At 63.4% G+C, this 16,887-nt stretch carries 14 protein-coding genes and 1 tRNA gene; 6 read left to right on the forward strand and 9 right to left on the reverse strand.

Annotation, left to right across the window (positions count from 1 at the left end; genetic code table 11):
• Positions 1-10 precede the first annotated feature (10 nt).
• Together E4M01_RS00110 and E4M01_RS00115 are read right to left on the reverse strand one after the other, a co-directional pair.
• Entirely contained in the window at positions 11-667 is a 657-nt protein-coding gene (locus E4M01_RS00110; protein ID WP_135065965.1) for a DarT ssDNA thymidine ADP-ribosyltransferase family protein, read from the reverse strand.
• The gene (locus E4M01_RS00115) at positions 667-2,067 is read right to left on the reverse strand and encodes a 3'-5' exonuclease (RefSeq protein WP_371682906.1); all 1,401 of its coding nucleotides are present in this window, start codon (positions 2,065-2,067) and stop codon (positions 667-669) included. The genes E4M01_RS00110 and E4M01_RS00115 overlap by 1 nt, the downstream gene beginning before the upstream one ends.
• 316 nt (positions 2,068-2,383) lie before the next feature.
• On the opposite strand from E4M01_RS00115, the gene E4M01_RS00120 reads away from it, so the two are divergent.
• A complete protein-coding gene (locus E4M01_RS00120) occupies positions 2,384-3,571 on the forward strand; it encodes a DNA cytosine methyltransferase (protein ID WP_135065968.1) in 1,188 nt (395 codons plus the stop codon).
• Here the strand turns inward: E4M01_RS00120 and E4M01_RS00125 are convergent.
• Positions 3,558-4,067 carry a hypothetical protein gene (locus E4M01_RS00125; RefSeq protein ID WP_135065971.1) on the reverse strand — a complete coding sequence of 170 codons (510 nt, stop codon included), beginning with the start codon at positions 4,065-4,067 and terminating at the stop codon, positions 3,558-3,560. The genes E4M01_RS00120 and E4M01_RS00125 overlap by 14 nt on opposite strands.
• A 340-nt stretch (positions 4,068-4,407) precedes the next feature.
• A complete protein-coding gene (locus E4M01_RS00130; RefSeq protein ID WP_209316052.1) occupies positions 4,408-4,638 on the reverse strand; it encodes a helix-turn-helix transcriptional regulator in 231 nt (76 codons plus the stop codon).
• 608 nt (positions 4,639-5,246) lie between these two features.
• Between E4M01_RS00130 and E4M01_RS00135 the strand changes: the two genes are divergently transcribed.
• The 3 genes from E4M01_RS00135 to E4M01_RS00150 all read left to right on the forward strand — a co-directional run bounded on the left by E4M01_RS00135 (position 5,247) and on the right by E4M01_RS00150 (position 12,511).
• On the forward strand, positions 5,247-5,519 hold the full coding sequence (locus E4M01_RS00135) for a sigma factor-like helix-turn-helix DNA-binding protein (protein ID WP_135065977.1): 273 nt from the start codon (positions 5,247-5,249) through the stop codon (positions 5,517-5,519).
• Between the two features lie 142 nt (positions 5,520-5,661).
• A complete protein-coding gene (locus tag E4M01_RS00140; protein WP_167765446.1) occupies positions 5,662-10,104 on the forward strand; it encodes an RHS repeat domain-containing protein in 4,443 nt (1,480 codons plus the stop codon).
• A gap of 739 nt (positions 10,105-10,843) precedes the next feature.
• Positions 10,844-12,511 carry a recombinase family protein gene (locus E4M01_RS00150; protein ID WP_209316053.1) on the forward strand — a complete coding sequence of 556 codons (1,668 nt, stop codon included), beginning with the start codon at positions 10,844-10,846 and terminating at the stop codon, positions 12,509-12,511.
• Here E4M01_RS00150 and E4M01_RS00155 read toward each other — a convergent pair.
• Positions 12,482-12,558, reverse strand: a tRNA-Arg gene (locus E4M01_RS00155). The two genes, E4M01_RS00150 and E4M01_RS00155, sit on opposite strands and share 30 nt — an antisense overlap.
• Positions 12,559-12,723: 165 nt before the next feature.
• Between E4M01_RS00155 and trxA the strand changes: the two genes are divergently transcribed.
• The gene (gene trxA / locus E4M01_RS00160) at positions 12,724-13,059 is read left to right on the forward strand and encodes a thioredoxin (RefSeq protein ID WP_135065986.1); all 336 of its coding nucleotides are present in this window, start codon (positions 12,724-12,726) and stop codon (positions 13,057-13,059) included.
• Positions 13,060-13,123: 64 nt separating this feature from the next.
• On the forward strand, positions 13,124-13,309 hold the full coding sequence (locus tag E4M01_RS00165) for a hypothetical protein (RefSeq protein WP_135065989.1): 186 nt from the start codon (positions 13,124-13,126) through the stop codon (positions 13,307-13,309).
• A gap of 4 nt (positions 13,310-13,313) precedes the next feature.
• Here E4M01_RS00165 and E4M01_RS00170 read toward each other — a convergent pair whose 3' ends face one another.
• The 4 genes from E4M01_RS00170 to E4M01_RS00185 all read right to left on the reverse strand — a co-directional run bounded on the left by E4M01_RS00170 (position 13,314) and on the right by E4M01_RS00185 (position 16,872).
• Positions 13,314-14,588 carry a folylpolyglutamate synthase/dihydrofolate synthase family protein gene (locus E4M01_RS00170; RefSeq protein WP_135065992.1) on the reverse strand — a complete coding sequence of 425 codons (1,275 nt, stop codon included), beginning with the start codon at positions 14,586-14,588 and terminating at the stop codon, positions 13,314-13,316.
• 5 nt (positions 14,589-14,593) lie between these two features.
• On the reverse strand, positions 14,594-15,499 hold the full coding sequence (locus E4M01_RS00175) for an acetyl-CoA carboxylase carboxyltransferase subunit beta (RefSeq protein ID WP_135065995.1): 906 nt from the start codon (positions 15,497-15,499) through the stop codon (positions 14,594-14,596).
• Between the two features lie 123 nt (positions 15,500-15,622).
• Positions 15,623-16,453, reverse strand: coding sequence for a tryptophan synthase subunit alpha (trpA, locus tag E4M01_RS00180; protein ID WP_135065998.1), 831 nt, complete (start codon positions 16,451-16,453; stop codon positions 15,623-15,625).
• On the reverse strand, positions 16,450-16,872 hold the full coding sequence (locus E4M01_RS00185) for a hypothetical protein (RefSeq protein WP_135066001.1): 423 nt from the start codon (positions 16,870-16,872) through the stop codon (positions 16,450-16,452). The genes trpA and E4M01_RS00185 overlap by 4 nt, the downstream gene beginning before the upstream one ends.
• Between the last annotated feature and the right edge of the window lie 15 nt (positions 16,873-16,887).

Genomic DNA, 16,887 nt, shown 5'->3' on the forward strand with positions numbered 1-16,887 from the left:
GCCTCTCGGTTCAATTGGGCATCCCTTCAAATTTTTTGGGACGAATGACCACCTCTACGTCCGTCCGGTCGAGCATGCGAAGCATGGACTTGACCATATCGCTTTGCTCGTCCTCGGACACATAGATGCGTCGAAGTGATGCGAGGCTGAGCCGGCTGGGGTATAGCACCTCGGCCTGCTGGCAGGTGGTTAAATGATCGGCACGCCCTGCTCGGCGAGCCCACCAGTTACCTTCCCGGTGAATGATCTTGGCGAACAGTTTGGCCAGCCCAGTTGGCCCGGCACCCCGCTCACACCCATCGTATTTGTTATTAGTAGTGCCGAAGAAGACGCCCTCATGTTCGAGAATGATCGCATCGAACGATAATATGACCCACCATACGTCTTCGTCTTTATGCCACCTCTTAGAGATATCGAAGAATGACCGATTAATTTCGCTGATCGACAAGTTTATGTAGTCAAGCCAGTCCTTCGACTTATCGAAATGAACAGACTCCTCGGGACGAAACTTCGCGTTGGCGAACGCAACGTTCTCAAGATACTTGTTCGCTGGGAGAAGTCGTCGAGACAAAACTTCGCCCTCGGCTAACATGCCAACTAATCCGCGTTGAGTAGTGAAGTGCAGCACCTCAGTTATTGATCTATTTCTGATAATTTCACCAAGCATCAGACAATTACCTCTTGATATGTCCCATTTTTTAGGAACTTCATCAAGAAGGATGCCTCACTTGGTTTGTATCCCACGACAACCGTCTCCCTCGCGCGAGCGATAGCAACAGCAAATAATCGCCTCATAACAAGGATTTGGTCGTCTGTATCTTCATCCTCCGCATGCGTATTCACTGTGGACATTCCTAGGATGAAAACGTGGTCGAACTCCAGTCCTTTGGCAGAGTGGAAGGTCGATATCGCGATGTTTACAGAACCGATCGGCCAGTCCTCATTTCGGGTTATGTCCGCAAATGGCAACCCTTGCTTTATTAAATGCGCTTTGATTTCTCTAAGAAATCCGCGGCCTGCTGGCTGAAGGAAGGCAACACTCTCTTTTGTCAGGTCGATGTGTTGTTTGATGTAGTCCGTTGCCCAAGTCATTTGACGCGAGTATTTGCCTTTTAGGACAGTTGGAAGCGGCCCAGGCCGAGCCGCCGCCTTCAGGTTTGGCAACGCTCCGTCATCGTCTGCCAAGACCCCCTCCAAGACACCGGCCGCAAACTGAGCAATCGGCACTGTGTTTCGGTGGTTTGCCACCAAGGAGTGATACCGGTTCGGTCGGATTTCGAATCCAGTTTCCTGCCATGTGAAACCGCGCGCGTAGATTCTCTGGACCGTGTCGATCACGAATGTGGCAGCATGTTCCGGTTCGAGGTGCGCACCAATCGCACGGAGTTGATTGGCCGAGAAATCCTGTGCTTCATCAACGATGACTATATCAATACCTGCAGACTGTTTTGCTGCATACATGGATACTGCTAAGTCATTCCAATCCGCGTATCCGTTATCCAATTTCCATTGGGTATACGGCCGAACAACGTTGGTTAGGATTTTCTCTCTTGCTTCCCGGTCTACCCTGGGTGCGAGCCCGCGACCCGACCGTTCTTTCGTCAGATATTGATCGATGTCAGCGGGCAGAAAGCGACCCAAGAGATAGTCGATCTCCTTAGATAGGTATCCTGAGGTGAGCTTCGTCCCGTCACTCTGCCTGGCTAGGTATGCGTCCCGCTGCTCGTCGGTCAGAATTTTGCGGTGGCCAACATGCGACATTGCCCACTTTGCAAATGTGTCGATTGTAATGATCGACTTGGTCGTCGCTAGCTGCGCCTCCGCTAGTGCAGCTACGTAGCCTTTCAGCGTTCGGTTGAAGGTGAGCACCAGAATACGGACCGGTCTCGCGTCGCCTTGGCGCGCTCGGCGCTCTTCCATCATGAAGCTGAGCGATTTAAGCCTCAGGAGGGCCGTTGACGTTTTCCCGCTGCCTGCGGCGCCCCTTATCACTTCCACCCCGAGTCGGCTCTGACTGATTAGAAGCAGCTGCTCTGCGGTCGGTCTCACGATAGGTAGAGTTTTCACCGCGTTCCCCCAGTTTGCCGCTAACGCTAGCGTGCAATCGATCCGTGGGACACTCTAAATACGCGCACGGCCCCGCGCTTGGGATTTGCCCCGTTGGGCCGAGGGGCGCTGGCTTGCTCATGGGCAGAAATCGCGGCGCGGGCAGTTCTAGCGGGAAGGGAGCAACGGATCAGCCCCGCGACCCTGTGCGCCGTAGAGGTGGAAAAAGTCGCTGCGACCACGACGGGGATTCCCTTGCGTCGGCTCATGGTCCAGAGTGGAACGAGCAGGGAACGCCAACTTAGTCGTTCTCTGAGTAAACGGGACAGGGCGATCTATGACGTTCGAAATTGACGCCGACGAGCGCCTTTACCTTCGCCGTGGCGTCAACGCGCCTTGGTACAAGGCACGAGATCTTAGCGACGTCGAACGGGAACGGTTTCGCCAGATCAGCGAGGCTTCTCGAGAAGCCAAAGCCCGTGCGGAGGCTGGCACAAGCCAGCCCCTCCATCTGGTCCCGACGCCGCGCCTGAATCCGCTTAATTTGATGCCTCAGAAGCCGGCCAACGGCCTTAGGGCGCTCAGCTTATTTAGTGGCGGCGGCGGTCTCGATATCGGGTTCGACCGCGCTGGATGCCAGCATGTGGCCTCCTACGATATTCTCGACATGACTGGTGAGGTGCTGTCGAAGGCCCGGCCCGACTGGAAGGTGTTTTCTGGACCGGCCGGCGACGTGACTTCGGTCGACTGGACCGCTTGGCGGGGTCAGGTGGACGTGCTGCACGGTGGGCCGCCCTGCCAACCATTCAGTCACGCCGGCCGGCAAAAGGGCGAAGATGACGTCCGCGATATGGTGCCCGAGATGGTGCGCACCGTAAAACAGATGCGGCCGCGCGCGTTTGTGCTGGAGAACGTGGCGGGTCTGGGCGCGACGAAGTTCCGGGACTATCTGCAGAAAACCATCTTTGAGCCGTTGCGGCGGACATACGATGTGCAGAGCTTCGTCTTGGAAGCGGCGGATTTCGGGGTGCCTCAGAGGCGGAAACGCCTCTTCTTCGTCGGTTTTCGCGAAGAGGATACTGCGAAGCGGTTCCATGTCCCGCCCCGTACACATGCATTCGGAGGCAACTCCGACATCAAGCGAACGATGGGCGCCCGCGAGGCGCTCGGGCTCCCAGACATTGGGATTGACGGTCTTGCACCCACCATCCGAAGCGGACTCACGGGGCCTCGGCACACGACTAGTGTGGTGAATAGTGCGACGGCGGCGCGACATTGGGCTGAGCTAGGCATTTGGCCGAACGGCGTGGCCAAAGATCGCGAAGCGGCCTCAAGGTTTCCAGCCAAGAACGGCGCTTTCCGTCTGTCCGTGGCAGATTGCATGATCCTCCAGGGCTTCCCTGCGGACTGGCCGATCTTGAACGGCGCCGTCTACCGGGCGCTTGGCCTGATAGGCAATTCAGTGGCACCCCCAATGGGCTATGCCGTGGCCTCAGCAGTCGCAAGGGCGCTTAGGCCGGATTAGCGGCGAGCCAACTACGAACGAGCTTGCGGAGTTCTTCGGCGTAGTTCGAGGTGATCGCGGGCCAGTTGGAGAGGTAGGCCGGGCTGACCTTGGGGTTATTCAGCGTGGAGCCGCGCTCGATCACGTAGCGCAGACGATCACGAAAAATCGCGAGCATGCGCTCGGGCGCGATGTCCTCTGCTTCGCCACGGGCGTCCAGATATTGTGCCGCCGAGTACTGCATCTTGTGTAACTTCCGGGCGTCCGCGAGCGTGTAGGCGGGCTTCTGCCCGAGCACGGCGTACATGTCGTACAATGTGAGGCGGGCCGGAGCCAGTTTGGCCAGTTCGAAATCCGGCCGGATGTACTCCCAGCGATCATCGACCCAAGGCTTCATCGCATCAGGAGAGCCGTACCGGCAGAGCGCCAGGTCGTTTCCAGCATACACGCTGACCAGCCAGTGCTTGGTGCGCCACTTCTCAATATGGTCACGACCGAAGTCGCGAACGGTGGTCAAGCCCCCTCCCGTGGTTATCGACTTCAGCTCAAACTCAAGCTCACGTCCATCGATGCGGAGGATCGCGTCGACCCCGTGGCGTGACCGGTTTGGAGGACGTTCCAAGTTGAACATGTCAACAAGTCGGTTCTCTCTGGCGTCATCCTGAGCAGTCAAAGGGCAGCCCCCGTTCGCTCCGCATTCCTGCGGTAGGTATCTTTATCCGGAGTCGGAAGAACCGAAGGTGGCCGAAGGCTATTCCGCTCGGCCAACGCCGACGGTGGAGCCAACCGACGATTGACGCGGCTGCCGATCCTCGCGCCACTTCTGGGGAGTATGATCATGCTGAGTTGGGGTGAAACTAGCATTTTAGGCGAACGCCTGGGCCTCCGCCCGCGTCTCCTGACAGGAAGATCGCACCAGCAGCTTCGAGCGCAGTCTGCAAGCGTTCGAGTGTCCCAGTCTGCATGCCGCCGCGGCCCGCCTCAAACCTGTGAATCGTGGAGTCGGCGACGCCCGAACGTTCAGCGAGTACCTTCACGCTCAGACCCAGGCCAGCGCGAGCCATCCTGATTTGGGCAGGGCTAATCATTTTCGGCGAAAATCTCCGACTACTTGCAGAATTCCGTTGACTCGGTCGGTGAATTCCGCTGAACTCTAACCGAATTCCTCTGAAACTCCACCGTTCAGCCTGTTCTGAACGACCGGGCGGCTGCGCGGGAGGTCACGCATGCCTAGCCACCAACAGGTACCATTTCCTAACCGGAAGGGGAGACGACGCCTTCCTGACCGTCTTTTGGCCGCTGCCTTCCTCCGCAACGCCCGCACCTTCCATGCCATGGCTTGGACCGAGTCTGATCGCTCAGGGCGGAGATCGGCCTACCCGTGCGCAATCGCCATCGAACTTGGCTTGAAGGCGTACCTCCTCCATCGCGGGTTCTCCGACGACTGGAACCGAACCCATCTGCGTCATGATCTGAGGAAGGCTCTGCGGTGCGCCCGGCTGGCTGGCCTGCGAGACATGCCGGTTGGGTTAGCCGAACTCGCCGCTGTCCTTGGACCGCTCTACGCCTCAGGGGATTTGCGATCCGGTGCGGTCGAGCCCGAGCTAACGATCTCGCTCGAAGCCGCCGACAGGGTGATCAGCCGCTTTCTGGATGGCGTCGAAATCGCCATCGGGATGGAGGGAGGGGCAGGGCCATGAGCCTTGGGGGGGTCCGATGCTGGCTAGGGTTCAGGAGGGCCGCAGAACCGACCGGGCACCGTGTTCTGGTGCGAGCGATCCAGCAACTGCCACCTCAATGCCGCGACGTCTTCATCCTGCATCGCTTCGGGGACATGCCGCTGGAGGAGGTCGCAATGCATCTCGGCATCGACCGTGCATCGGCCGAAGCGCACTTGGCCGAGGCGCTCGTCCGGCTGTGCCGCGCGGTGGACGAGACGGAAGCTCGGCAGTCTTCAGAACGCTCGTGAGGATCGAGGGCAGGATAGGCTTTGCGCCGGCATTGTCTGACAAGCTGCACCTTATCGATCAGGATTGATCCATCCACCCACAACCATGAGGATGACGGCACCCGCTAAACGTGCCATTGTTCGACGAACCGAGGGGTGCGGCATGCGAGCTTGGCTGAGCGTTTTGAGTTTGGCTGTGTGGCTGTTGGCCACCTGGGTCGTGCCGGTGCCGGCGGCTGCACAAACCTACACGCCGCCGACCGGGACACGCGGCTGGTGCACGCCTGTCGGGCCGGGCCAGACGGAGTGTTTCCCGTCGCCTGCCGCAGCCTGCTTTCGGCAATGGCAGGTCTATGGACAGCCGTACATGCCCCCGGCGGGCTCCTACCGCGGCGTGAAGGACCGTTCCTCCTGGAATGCGAAGGAATGCGACTGGCACTATTTCGGGACGCCCGCGCCAACCATCGTACAGTTCCAGTGCAGCGGCGGCTACACGGCCGTCGCTCCAGGCCGATGCGTGCAGGGCTGGAACAACTTTCCCCAATGCCTCCCCAGCGACGGCGCGCCGAACTTCGGAGCCCGCGCGGCGGCGTGCACGCCGCGTCCGATCAGCATTCTCTCGGGCACGAAGACGTTCGACACTGTCGATTTCGAGACCGAGACCGGCTCTCTGCTTGTCGAACGTCACTATAGTTCGCTGGCGTTCGGAGGCGCCGCCGGGACACTTCGTAATCCGCCTGTATCCGCCGGCAACTGGCGCTTTGGGTTCTCAATGGAGCTCCAGCTCACGAGCAACCTGTCGTCAGGTGTCATAACCGTTCTGACACCGCAGGGGTTGTTGCTGCAGTTTCAGCGCCAGCCCGATGGCAGCCTGGCTCCCTACACGACGTCGTCGTATCCAGTTCCCCGCACCGATTATTCGTTGGAACTGGTCGGACCGTGGCCGTCCGCCTTGGCTGATCTGCGGACGACGCCTTCGACCTGGCGGCTGCGGTCGCAGCAAGCGGAATGGATTTTCGTCACGCGCGCCGACCCCGTTTCCGGTCAGTACAACGTGGGCCGCCCCTCCACAATGACCGAGCGGGAGGGCCCGACCTGGACCTTCGCCTATGGGAGCGCCGGCGAGCTGACGACCCTCTCGGATCAGTTCGGCAACAGCCTCGGATTCACCTGGATCATGAGTTCGGCGGGCGCTCAGCATCCACTAGCCGTGTCCGAGATCGCTCTGCCGGGCGGACGGTCGCTTCGGTATTTTTACGAAGACGCGATGGGGGGATCGTCCGGGCCCGACCGACTGATGCGCGTGGACTGGCTCGACGCCTCCAATGTCGTCCAGGACAGTCAGTCGTACGTGTACGGCGACGCTCGCTATCCGACATTCGTCACTGAAATAAGAGATCGCGACGGCGTCGGACGCCAGTTCGTTCAGTACCAGATGGACGGCAAAGCCAGCAGCAGCGGCAAGGCGCTCGGGGCCGAGACCTACGCTGTCTCCTACGCTTCAGCCACGGGGTCTCACACCAGAGTGGTGACGACGCCGCTGGGGCGGAGCGTCACCTACCGCTATTCGGCGGGCGGCTATCCGTTCAACACCAATCTGATCGCCATCGACGAGGCCGCTAGCCCCAATGCGCCGGCAGCGTCGCAGGCCTTCTCCTCGACAGCCTTCCGGCTCACGAGCCAGACGGATCAGGAAGGCCGGGTGACGACCTTCTCTCGAGACGCCGTCGGTCGGCCGACGACCCTTGTCGAGGCCTCGGGCACGCCTTCGTCGCGAACCACGCAAGTTGCCTGGAACGCCGCCTTCAATGTTCCGGACAGCATCGCCCAGCCTGGCCTAACCACCACCTTCACCTACGACGCCGCCGGTCGGATCCTGACCCGCACTCAGACGGACACGACAACGCACGCCACGCCCTACGCAACGAACGGACGAAGCCGGATGTGGACCTACGCCTGGACGGCGGGCGGCCAGCTCGCTTCCGTGGACGGCCCGCTGCCGGGTGCCGCCGATACGGTGAGTTACGGCTACACACCCGAGGGCTGGCTCTCGTCGGTGACCGACGAAGTAGGGCTGGTCACCACCATCACCACGCACGACTGGCGTGGCGCGCCGCTGGCGATGGTGGACCCCAACGGCGTCGAGACCCAAATCACCTACGACATTCGCGGGCGGCCAACCTCTATCCTGATCGATCCGGGGCCATCCCAATCCCTCTATCAGGCAGCTTACGACGCAGCCGGAAATCTGCGCCGCTTGACCCTGCCTGAGGGCGGTTGGCTTGAGTATGTTCATGACGCCGCCGACCGCTTGGTCGAGGTGCGAAATGATCGTGGCGAGAAGCAGACCTTCGACGTCAATGCCCTGGGTGAAGCGACAGCCCAGGAAGTCCGAACGGCTGCGGGCTCGTTGACGTCGAGCGGCGAGCAGGCGTTCGATGAACTGGGTCGACTGATCAGACAGATCGGCGCGGCGTCCCAGACGGCCATCCTAGCCTACGACAAGGTCGGGAACCTAACCCAGGTCACCGATCCCCGCGGCAAGGTGTGGGGCAACCAGTGGGACGCCCTTAACCGCCTTGTCCTCCAGCGCGATCCGGAAAACCATGACAACGCCTACGCCTATGCGCCGAATGACGCCTTGAGCGCCCTGGAGGACGGGCGCGGCCTAGAGACCCAGCGCGTGATCGACGGCTTCGGCCTGACCATCTTCGAAAGCAGCCCGGACCGCGGCGAGCGCACCTACTGGTACGACGCGGCCGACCGGCTGGTGAGGCTGATCGACGCCGACGAGGACGAAACGCTCTACGCTTACGATGCAGCCAGCCGCCAGATATCCGAAACCTTTGTCGATGCCGCGTGGGAAAATATTTCCTTCAGCTACGATAGTGTCGCGGAAGGCAACAACGGCCAGGGGCGGCTGACTGGGGTCACGGACCAATCCGGTACCTCCTCTCTGACTTATGACCGCCAGGGACGCCTGACGCAGAGCCTCAAAACGATCCAGGGCCACACCTACACGCTCGCCTACGCCTACGACACTGACGGCGAAGTGACGCGTGTAACTCTGCCATCCGGGCGGTGGGTCGATTACACGCGCGATCCAGAAGGACGCGTTTCGACGATCAACACTCGTTCAACAGCGCTCGGGGCGCCGACGTCGATTCTGGGCGCAATCGAGTACGCCCCGTTCGGCCCAATGATTAGTGCCGTATTCGGAAACGGCCTGGCGTGGGAGCAGGCCTACGACGGAAATTACTGGCAGACTGGTCTCCGCGTCGGCTCCTCTGCGGGCGACTTGCTGTCCCTGACCTTCGCGCGCAACGAAACCGGCGCATTGACCGGCGTGGGCGACGCCGTGACCGGCGATCGCGGTGCCAGCTTCGGCTACACTGACGACGGTCGACTCCAATACGCGGTGGGAGCCTGGGGCGACGAGAGTTACGGCTATGATGCGTCAGGCAATCGCACCGAGGTCCGTCGCGACGACGGGAGCACAGTCAGCTACGAGTTCGCCCTGACGTCGCCGACCAGGAACAGGATCAATGAGGTTCGCGACACCGGCTGGTCGCTGCTACGAGACCTCAGCTACCGCGACGGCGGCGATCTCTACGCCCAGGACTACACGGGCGGATCGGACCTTGAATACCACTATGGCGCGCGCAAGCGGCTTCTGGGGGTCTCGGAAAACAGCGCGGTCACTGCATCCTACAGCTACGACTATCTGGGCCGGCGCGTGGCCCGGACGCTGGCGGCGTCCGGCCAGACCATCCACTACGTCTTCGACGACCAGGGGCGGCTGCATGGGGAGTATGACGGCGCGACGGGGCAGTTCCTGAAAGAGTATGTCTGGCTGGATGACCGTCTCACGGCGGTGGTCACGCCGGGCGGCACCTCCGGCTTAATCTGGTTTGTGCACACGGGACAGATCGCCGAGCCGTTGCTGGTGACGAATGCGAGCGGCGCGGTAGCCTGGTCGGCGGTCACCGACCCCTGGGGGCAGGCCGCCGTATCAGGCACGCCGCTCGTCGAGCTCGACCTGCGCCTTCCTGGACAGTGGGCGCACGCCGAGACCGGCCTGCATCAAAACTGGATGCGAGACTACGATCCAACACTGGGAAGATACGTTCAGACTGACCCCGCAGGACAGCAGTTCGATTTAAACCTTTACGCCTATGCGATCTCTGACCCGTTGAGCGTGACAGATCCTTACGGCCTGTTTCCCATGATTCCCCACAATCCGGTCCAAACTGCATGGCGCGTCGGACGCGGGTACTATGGATTCTTCCGCAGATGGCGACAGTGGGGACACGAACAGTTCCCTGGTGAAGTAAACTCTCGTTCGCGCCACTGCTCTGTTAGCTGCATAACGGGTAGCCAAACATCCATCCCAATCGCGCGGACGGCAGGGGTTGTGAATGAGGTCCAAGGATTCGTTATTCATGACATTAGACGCCTTCCCTCAAGGCTGAGGCGCGACACGCCCTGGGCATTTCAATGGTCAGACTTGAGCGACAACGAACGGGGCTTCGCGGCGGCTAGATGCTTGCCCATAAATTCTGAGCCTGAGATAGTTAGAAATTGCATACTTCAGTGCACACGGTGAGTTATGGCTATGAGCAGATTATCACTACTGAAACTATCACTTCTGCTTTTACCCGCATCATTATTACTTATGTTGCCATCATGCGATCAGGATGGCATGTCGACGGATGATCCTGTGTGGACCCTGTACAGTTCAAATGAGCACGATCAACGTGTGCACGTTGCGACATTCGATGTCATCGATATGAACGGATCAAAACACAGCAATGAGGCACGCTGCAAAGATGCGGCTTTTATTCACAGCTCATATGCTAAGTCTAAGTATTGGTGTGAAATAGGTCGTTATCGTCGGGGGTAACGGCAGACGACGAAAGGATGTCGTTAAAGAGCAGCGCCGTCCGCCCGCTTCAACCCCGCTTCGCGCCCTACGGGCTGCGGCTGGCGCCGCAGGCGTTGACCCGGTCGGCCGCCGCCGCTGAGGGCTTGGCGTGGATCGATGGATCGATCCGCTTTGCGAGAAAGCGGCGACCGGAGATTTGCGAGGGAAGGGTTACGGGTATGCCCGCAGTTTCAGAGCGATCAGCTTGGCGGCTATGTACGTCCAGCCGTCATCAGAGCCGGAGGCGCGTCGGCGCCGGACTCCGCAAGCCCGGCCAGTTGGCGTACAATCGGCCGTCCGCGTCACAGACACCTGGCCTGATGATCTTCCGATCACGCCGGCCGAGCTTCTGGCGGTGGAGGCGTGGTTTGGCGAGGTGCTCGACGAGATTCTGGGTCCGCGCCTCTGAAAGGAGCCGGACGTGAGCGGTACGATCATTACCCCAGGCGTTCAGACCCGAGCGGCCTTGTACCTTCGCGTCTCGACCGGTCGGCAGGCCGTCAACGACCTTTCCATTCCCGACCAGCGCCGCCAGCTTGAAGCCTACTGCGAGACCAAGGGGTGGGAAGCTACGGCCGAGTACGTCGAGCCGGGCAACACCGCCACCGACGACCGGCGCCCGTCCTTCCAGTCGATGATCGAGGCGGCGCTGACCAAGCCGCCCTCCTTCGACGTGATCGTGGTGCACAGCTTTTCCCGCTTCTTCCGGGATCAGTTCCAGTTCGAGTTCTACGTTCGGAAGCTGGCGAAGAACGGCGTCCGCCTCGTCTCAATCACGCAGGAGCTGGGCGACGACCCTATGAGCGTGATGATGCGTCAGATCATGACGCTCTTCGACGAGTACCAATCCCGCGAGAACGCCAAGCACACCCTGCGAGCCATGAAGGAAAACGCGCGCCAGGGCTTCTGGAACGGCGCCCGGCCGCCCATCGGCTACCGCATCGTCGCGGCCGAGCAGCGGGGAGCCAAGATCAAGAAGACGCTGGAGATCGACCCGCTCCAAGCCGAGACCGTTCGCACCATCTATCGTTGGGCGCTGACCGGCGACGGCGCGCAAGGACCGATGGGGCTGAAGACCATCGCCACGCGGCTGAACGAGCGGAATATCCGGACCCGAGACGGCGGGCGGTGGGGGATCGGCACGGTGCATCAGGTGCTGACCCGCTCGACGTACATGGGCGAGCATCGATTCAACACGCGAGACCACAAGACCAAGACGCCGAAGCCTGAGTCCGAGCACGCGATCATGGCCGTGCCGCCCATCGTGTCGAAGGCGGACTATGAGGCTGTTCGGGCGCGCTTAAAGTCGCGAAACCCCAAGTGGACCCCGCCGCGTGTCTCGACCGGACCGAACCTGCTGACGGGCATCTGCTTCTGTGGCGTCTGCGGCGGCGCGATGACGCTCAGAACCGGCAGGGGGAGCGCTGGCGGCCAGTATCGCTACTACGCCTGTTCGACCAAATCTCGCATGGGCGAGACCGGCTGCACCGGCCTAGCCGTCCCCATGCATAAGCTCGACGACGCGATCATCGACCATCTCGAAACCCGATTGCTCCACCCGGACCGCCTCGCGGCCCTGATGGAGCAGCTTCTGGATCGTCGGGAGGAATGGGCCGGCCAGAGACGCGGTCACATCGCCGAGATGCGCAAGCGCGCCACCGAGGCCGAGGCCAAGCTGAACCGGCTTTATGAAGCCATCGAGAACGGTCTGCTGGCGCCGGACGACGCTTCGCTGAAAGATCGGGTCGCCGAACTTTCCGGCACCCGCGATCAGGCCAGGGCGGACGCCGAGCGGATCAGTGCGTCAGTCGAGCGGTTGGCGCCGACGATCACGCCCGACGCCTTGGCGCGGTTTGCTACCGCTGCCCGGCGCAAGTTGCGGGACAGCACCAGCGGCTATCGGCGAGACCATCTGCGCGCCCTGACCCAGCGAGTGGAGGTCATCAGCAAGACCGAAGCGCGCATCATCGGCTCGCGAACCGAGCTTCTGCGCGCCTTGGCGTCCAGCGATGGTGGGAATTACGCCGCCTCAGGCGGAGTTCTCAGTTTTGAACGGAAGTGGCGCACCCGAAGAGATTCGAACTCCTGACCCCCAGATTCGTAGTCTGGTGCTCTATCCAGCTGAGCTACGGGTGCGTGTCGCCGTTGGCGAGGGCGGGTAACTAGCCGCTGATGCGGGGGGATGCAAGCGCTCCGGGGCGGAAAAGGCGCCTGTGCGGCGGCCACGTTGATTTGGCGGCGATTCGCTCCCACATCTCGGCCAGACATGAGGCGCGCGCGTGCGCCGTTCAGGAGAGTTCCATGGCTACGCTCAAGGTCACCGACGACAGCTTCGACACCGACGTGCTGAAGGCGTCCACCCCCGTGCTGGTGGACTTCTGGGCCGAGTGGTGCGGGCCCTGCAAGCAGATCGGCCCCGCCCTGGAGCAGATCTCGGACGAGCTGGCCGGCCAGGTGACCATCGCCAAGGTCAACATCGACGACAGCCCCATGATCCCGTCTAAGCTGGGCGTGAAGGGCATTCCGACCCTGATGCTGTTCAAGGACGGTCAGATGGCCTCGATGAAGGTCGGCGCCATGCCAAAGGGCAAGATCGTGGAATGGCTGGCCGAGGCCGGGGTGAAAGCCGAGGGCTGACCCTCTCGCCGGGGCGGGCCGTTTGCCGGATACGGCGCGCCCGCCGCCGTGCTAGGTCTCGCGCATGACCGAAGACCCGCGCGAACCCATCGACGACGATAAGACGGACGAGACGCCCGTCCAGCGGGCGCTGCGGCTGAAGAAGGCCGCCATCGACGCCCGGCCCAAACCTCCGCGAGGGGGCGGCTTTCAGCGCGAGCAGTCGGCGCGGATCGCCGCCGGCAAGTCCAAGCCCTGGATGAGCCGCTAGGGCTTCAGTCCGGCCAGGTGTCGCGGCTGGCCCCCAGGACCTCGCCAGCCAGGTACAGAGACCCGCAGATCACCACCCGTCCCGCCCCGAGTCGAAGGGCGGTGCGCAGCGCCTCCTCGACCGAGACGGAAGCGCTGGCCGCCAGGCCGTGGCCGCGCGCGACCGCCGCCAGGGCCGCCGGCTCGGCGCAGGCGCCGTCAAAACCGACGGTGAAGACCGTGGCGTCGGACGCTTTCAGGGCCTCGAAGAAACCGCCCGCGTCCTTGTTGGCCAGAATGCCGACGATCAGGGCGGTGGGACGCGGGGCGCGCGCTTGGCGCTCCGCCAGCGTCCGCGCCAGGGCCTGGGCGGCGTGCGGATTGTGCCCCCCATCCAGCCACAGCTCGGCGTCCGCCGCCTTCGCCGCCTCGCCATAGGGGCCGGCGGATAGCCGCTGCATGCGCGCCGGCCAGCGCACGGCGTTCAGGCCTGCCGCGATCGCGGTCTCGGGCAGGTCCAGCTCCAAGGCCGCGGCCACGGCCAGGCCGGCGTTGTCCATCTGATGCGCGCCCGCCAGCGCCGGCGCGGGCAGGTCCAGAAAACGCTCCTGATCCTGGAAAACCAGCCCGCCCCGCTCGCCCCAGGCGTCGAAATCCACGCCCATCACGGTCAGCGGAGAGCCGACGGCCGCAGCCGCGCCCTCGATGGCCGCCATGGCGACCTCGGCCTGTCGCGCCACCACGCCCCGCGCGCCGGCCTTGAGGATGCCCGCCTTCTCGCGCGCGATGCCGGCCAGGTCCGTGCCCAGAAATTCGGCGTGGTCCAGATCGACCGGCGTGATGAGACTCAGCAGCGGCCGCGCGATGACGTTTGTGGCGTCCAGCACGCCGCCCAGCCCGACCTCGACGATGGCCAGGTCTGCCGGCGTCTCGCTCATGGCCAGAAAGGCGGCGGCCGTCGTGCTTTCGAACACCGTGGCCTCGACGCCTGTCGCTTCCACGCGGTCCAGGGCGGCGTTCAGGGCCGCGTCGTCGATCAGCCGCCCCGCCAGGCGGATGCGCTCGTTGAACCGCACCAGATGCGGCGAGGTGTAGACATGGACGCGCAGGCCCGCCGCTTCCGCCATGGCGCGCAGCAGGGCGACGGTCGAGCCCTTGCCGTTGGTGCCGGCCACGTGGACCACCGGCCCCAGCCGATCCTGCGGATCGCCCAGCGCCGCGCACAGGGCCTGCATACGCTCCAGCGACAGATCGATCTTCTGCGGATGCCGCGCCAGCAGACGGGCGGAGATCGGGTCCACGGCCGTCAGGCGGCCCGGCGCTTGCCGCCCATCAGCATGGACAGGATCAAGCCGAGCGTGCGCGGCAGGTCGTGGCGGGTGACCACGCGGTCGACCATGCCCTTTTCCTGCAGATACTCGGCGCGCTGGAAGCCCGGCGGCAGCTTCTCGCGGATGGTGGTCTCGATCACGCGTGGGCCGGCGAAGCCGATCAGGGCGCCCGGCTCGGCCAGGTGCACGTCGCCCAGCATGGCGTAGGATGCGGTCACGCCGCCGGTGGTCGGGTCGGTCAACACCACGACATAGGGCAGGCCCGCCTGTTTGACCTCCTGCACCGCCAGGGTGGTGCGCGCCATCTGCATCAGGCTGAGCGCGCCTTCCTGCATGCGCGCGCCGCCGGCGGCGGTGAAGCACACCAGCGGAACGCCCCGCTTCACGGCCTCGCGCGCGGCGGCCACGAAAGCCTCGCCCGCCGCCATGCCCAGCGATCCGCCCATGAAGGTGAAGTCCTGGACGATGACCACGGCGGCCTCGCCGTCGACGTCGCCGAAGCCGATGGCCATGGTGTCCTTGCGGCCGGCGGCCTTGCGCGCCGCCGTCAGGCGATCCTTGTACGGCTTGCCGTCCGAAAATTTGAGCGGATCCTCGGGCACGTCCGGCGTCGGGATCGATTCATAGCGCCCGTCGTCGAAGGTGAAGCGCAGGCGCGCCTCGGCGTTGATGCGCATGTGACGCCCGCCCGGCGTGACCCACAGGGCCGCCTCCAGGTCCGAGCGATAGATCATCTCGCCCGTGTCGGGGTCCTTGACCCACAGATTGTCGGGTGTGTCGCGGCGGCTGACGATCTTGCGCACGCCGGGCGCGAAGCGGCTGAGCCAGCCTCCGCGCTTCTCGGGCTGTGGCTTGTCGGCGGGTTTGTTCTTGTCGACCATGGGCGCCGCTTTAGACCATTTTCGTTTCGGTCGAAATCGACCGAACCCAGAACAATGGTCCAAAATCAATCTGAAGCGAATATCTGGGTTCTGTGGGACAGGTCCGACAGAACCGATTTCGCTTTAGACGGTTTCCGTCGCGCGCGCATCCCTGACCGCATCGGCCAGGCGACGGACTTGGGCCAGAACGCGCGGCGCGGCGGGTTCGCCGGCCTCGAGGGCTGAGGCGACCTCATCCACGAACAGGGAACCCACGACCACCGCATCGGCGACCCGCGCGATCTCGGCGGCGCGCTCGGGCGTTCTGACGCCGAAACCGACGGCGACCGGCAGGCCCGAGGCGGTGCGCACCCGCTCCACGGCCGGCGCGACCGAGGCGGCCTGCGCCTCCTTCACGCCGGTCACCCCGGCGACTGACACATAGTAGACGAAGCCCGAGGTGCGCTCGGCCACGACCTTCAGCCGCGCATCGTCCGTCGTCGGCGTGGCCAGGCGGATCAGCGACAGATGGCTGGCGTCCAGCGCGTCGCTCAGCGGCGCGGCCTCCTCGGGCGGGCAATCCACGACGATCAGGCCGTCGACCCCGGCCTGGGCCGCATCGCGCGCAAAGGCGTCATAGCCATAGCTCTCGATGGGATTGAGGTAGCCCATCAGGATCAGGGGCGTCTCGTCGTCGCCGCGCCGGAAGGCGGCGACCAGCTCGAGCGTCGAGGCCAGGGTCATGCCGGCCTTGAGGCCGCGCAGCGCCGCGCGCTGGATCGGCGGTCCCTCGGCCATGGGGTCGGAGAAGGCGAGGCCCAGCTCGATCAGGTCGGCCCCGGCCGCCGGCAGGCCGCGCAGGATCTCCAGCGCCTCCGCCCGGCTGGGATCGCCGGTCATGACATAGGGAATGAAGCCCGCCCGGCCCTCGGCCTTCAGCCGGGCGAAACGGGCGTCGATGCGCGCGGTCGTCATTGGGCGGGCGCAGGCTCCGCAGCGGCCGGCTGGGCGGCGCAGACATCGCCAGGCACGGTCGCGAAACCCAGATAGCCCGGCGCTTCGGGCGTAGCGGGTTGGGCGGTGTCGTAGAAGGCCACCATCTGGAGACCGTCGCAGCCGCCGCCCTCGCGGCGCTTGACCAGGATGACGCGGTTGTCGTCTCCGTCGGCAGGCAGCCAGCCCTGAGCCTCGAAATGACGGATGTATTCGTCAGCCAGTGTTCCGACCACCGCGATCGGCGCGGTCACGCAGAAGGCGCGGCCGGCCAGATTGTGCAGATTGCCGCAGTCCGGCGAGGCCTGGGCCACCCCCAGGATCGGCGTGTCGGTGGCGGGCGCGCCCTGGGCCTGAGCGGCGACGGTCAGGGCGGCGGCGAAGACGGTGGTCAAAATCATGGATGCGGTTCGAGC

Origin of the sequence: Brevundimonas sp. MF30-B (assembly GCF_004683885.1) — a bacterium.
Classification (GTDB): Bacteria; Pseudomonadota; Alphaproteobacteria; order Caulobacterales; family Caulobacteraceae; genus Brevundimonas.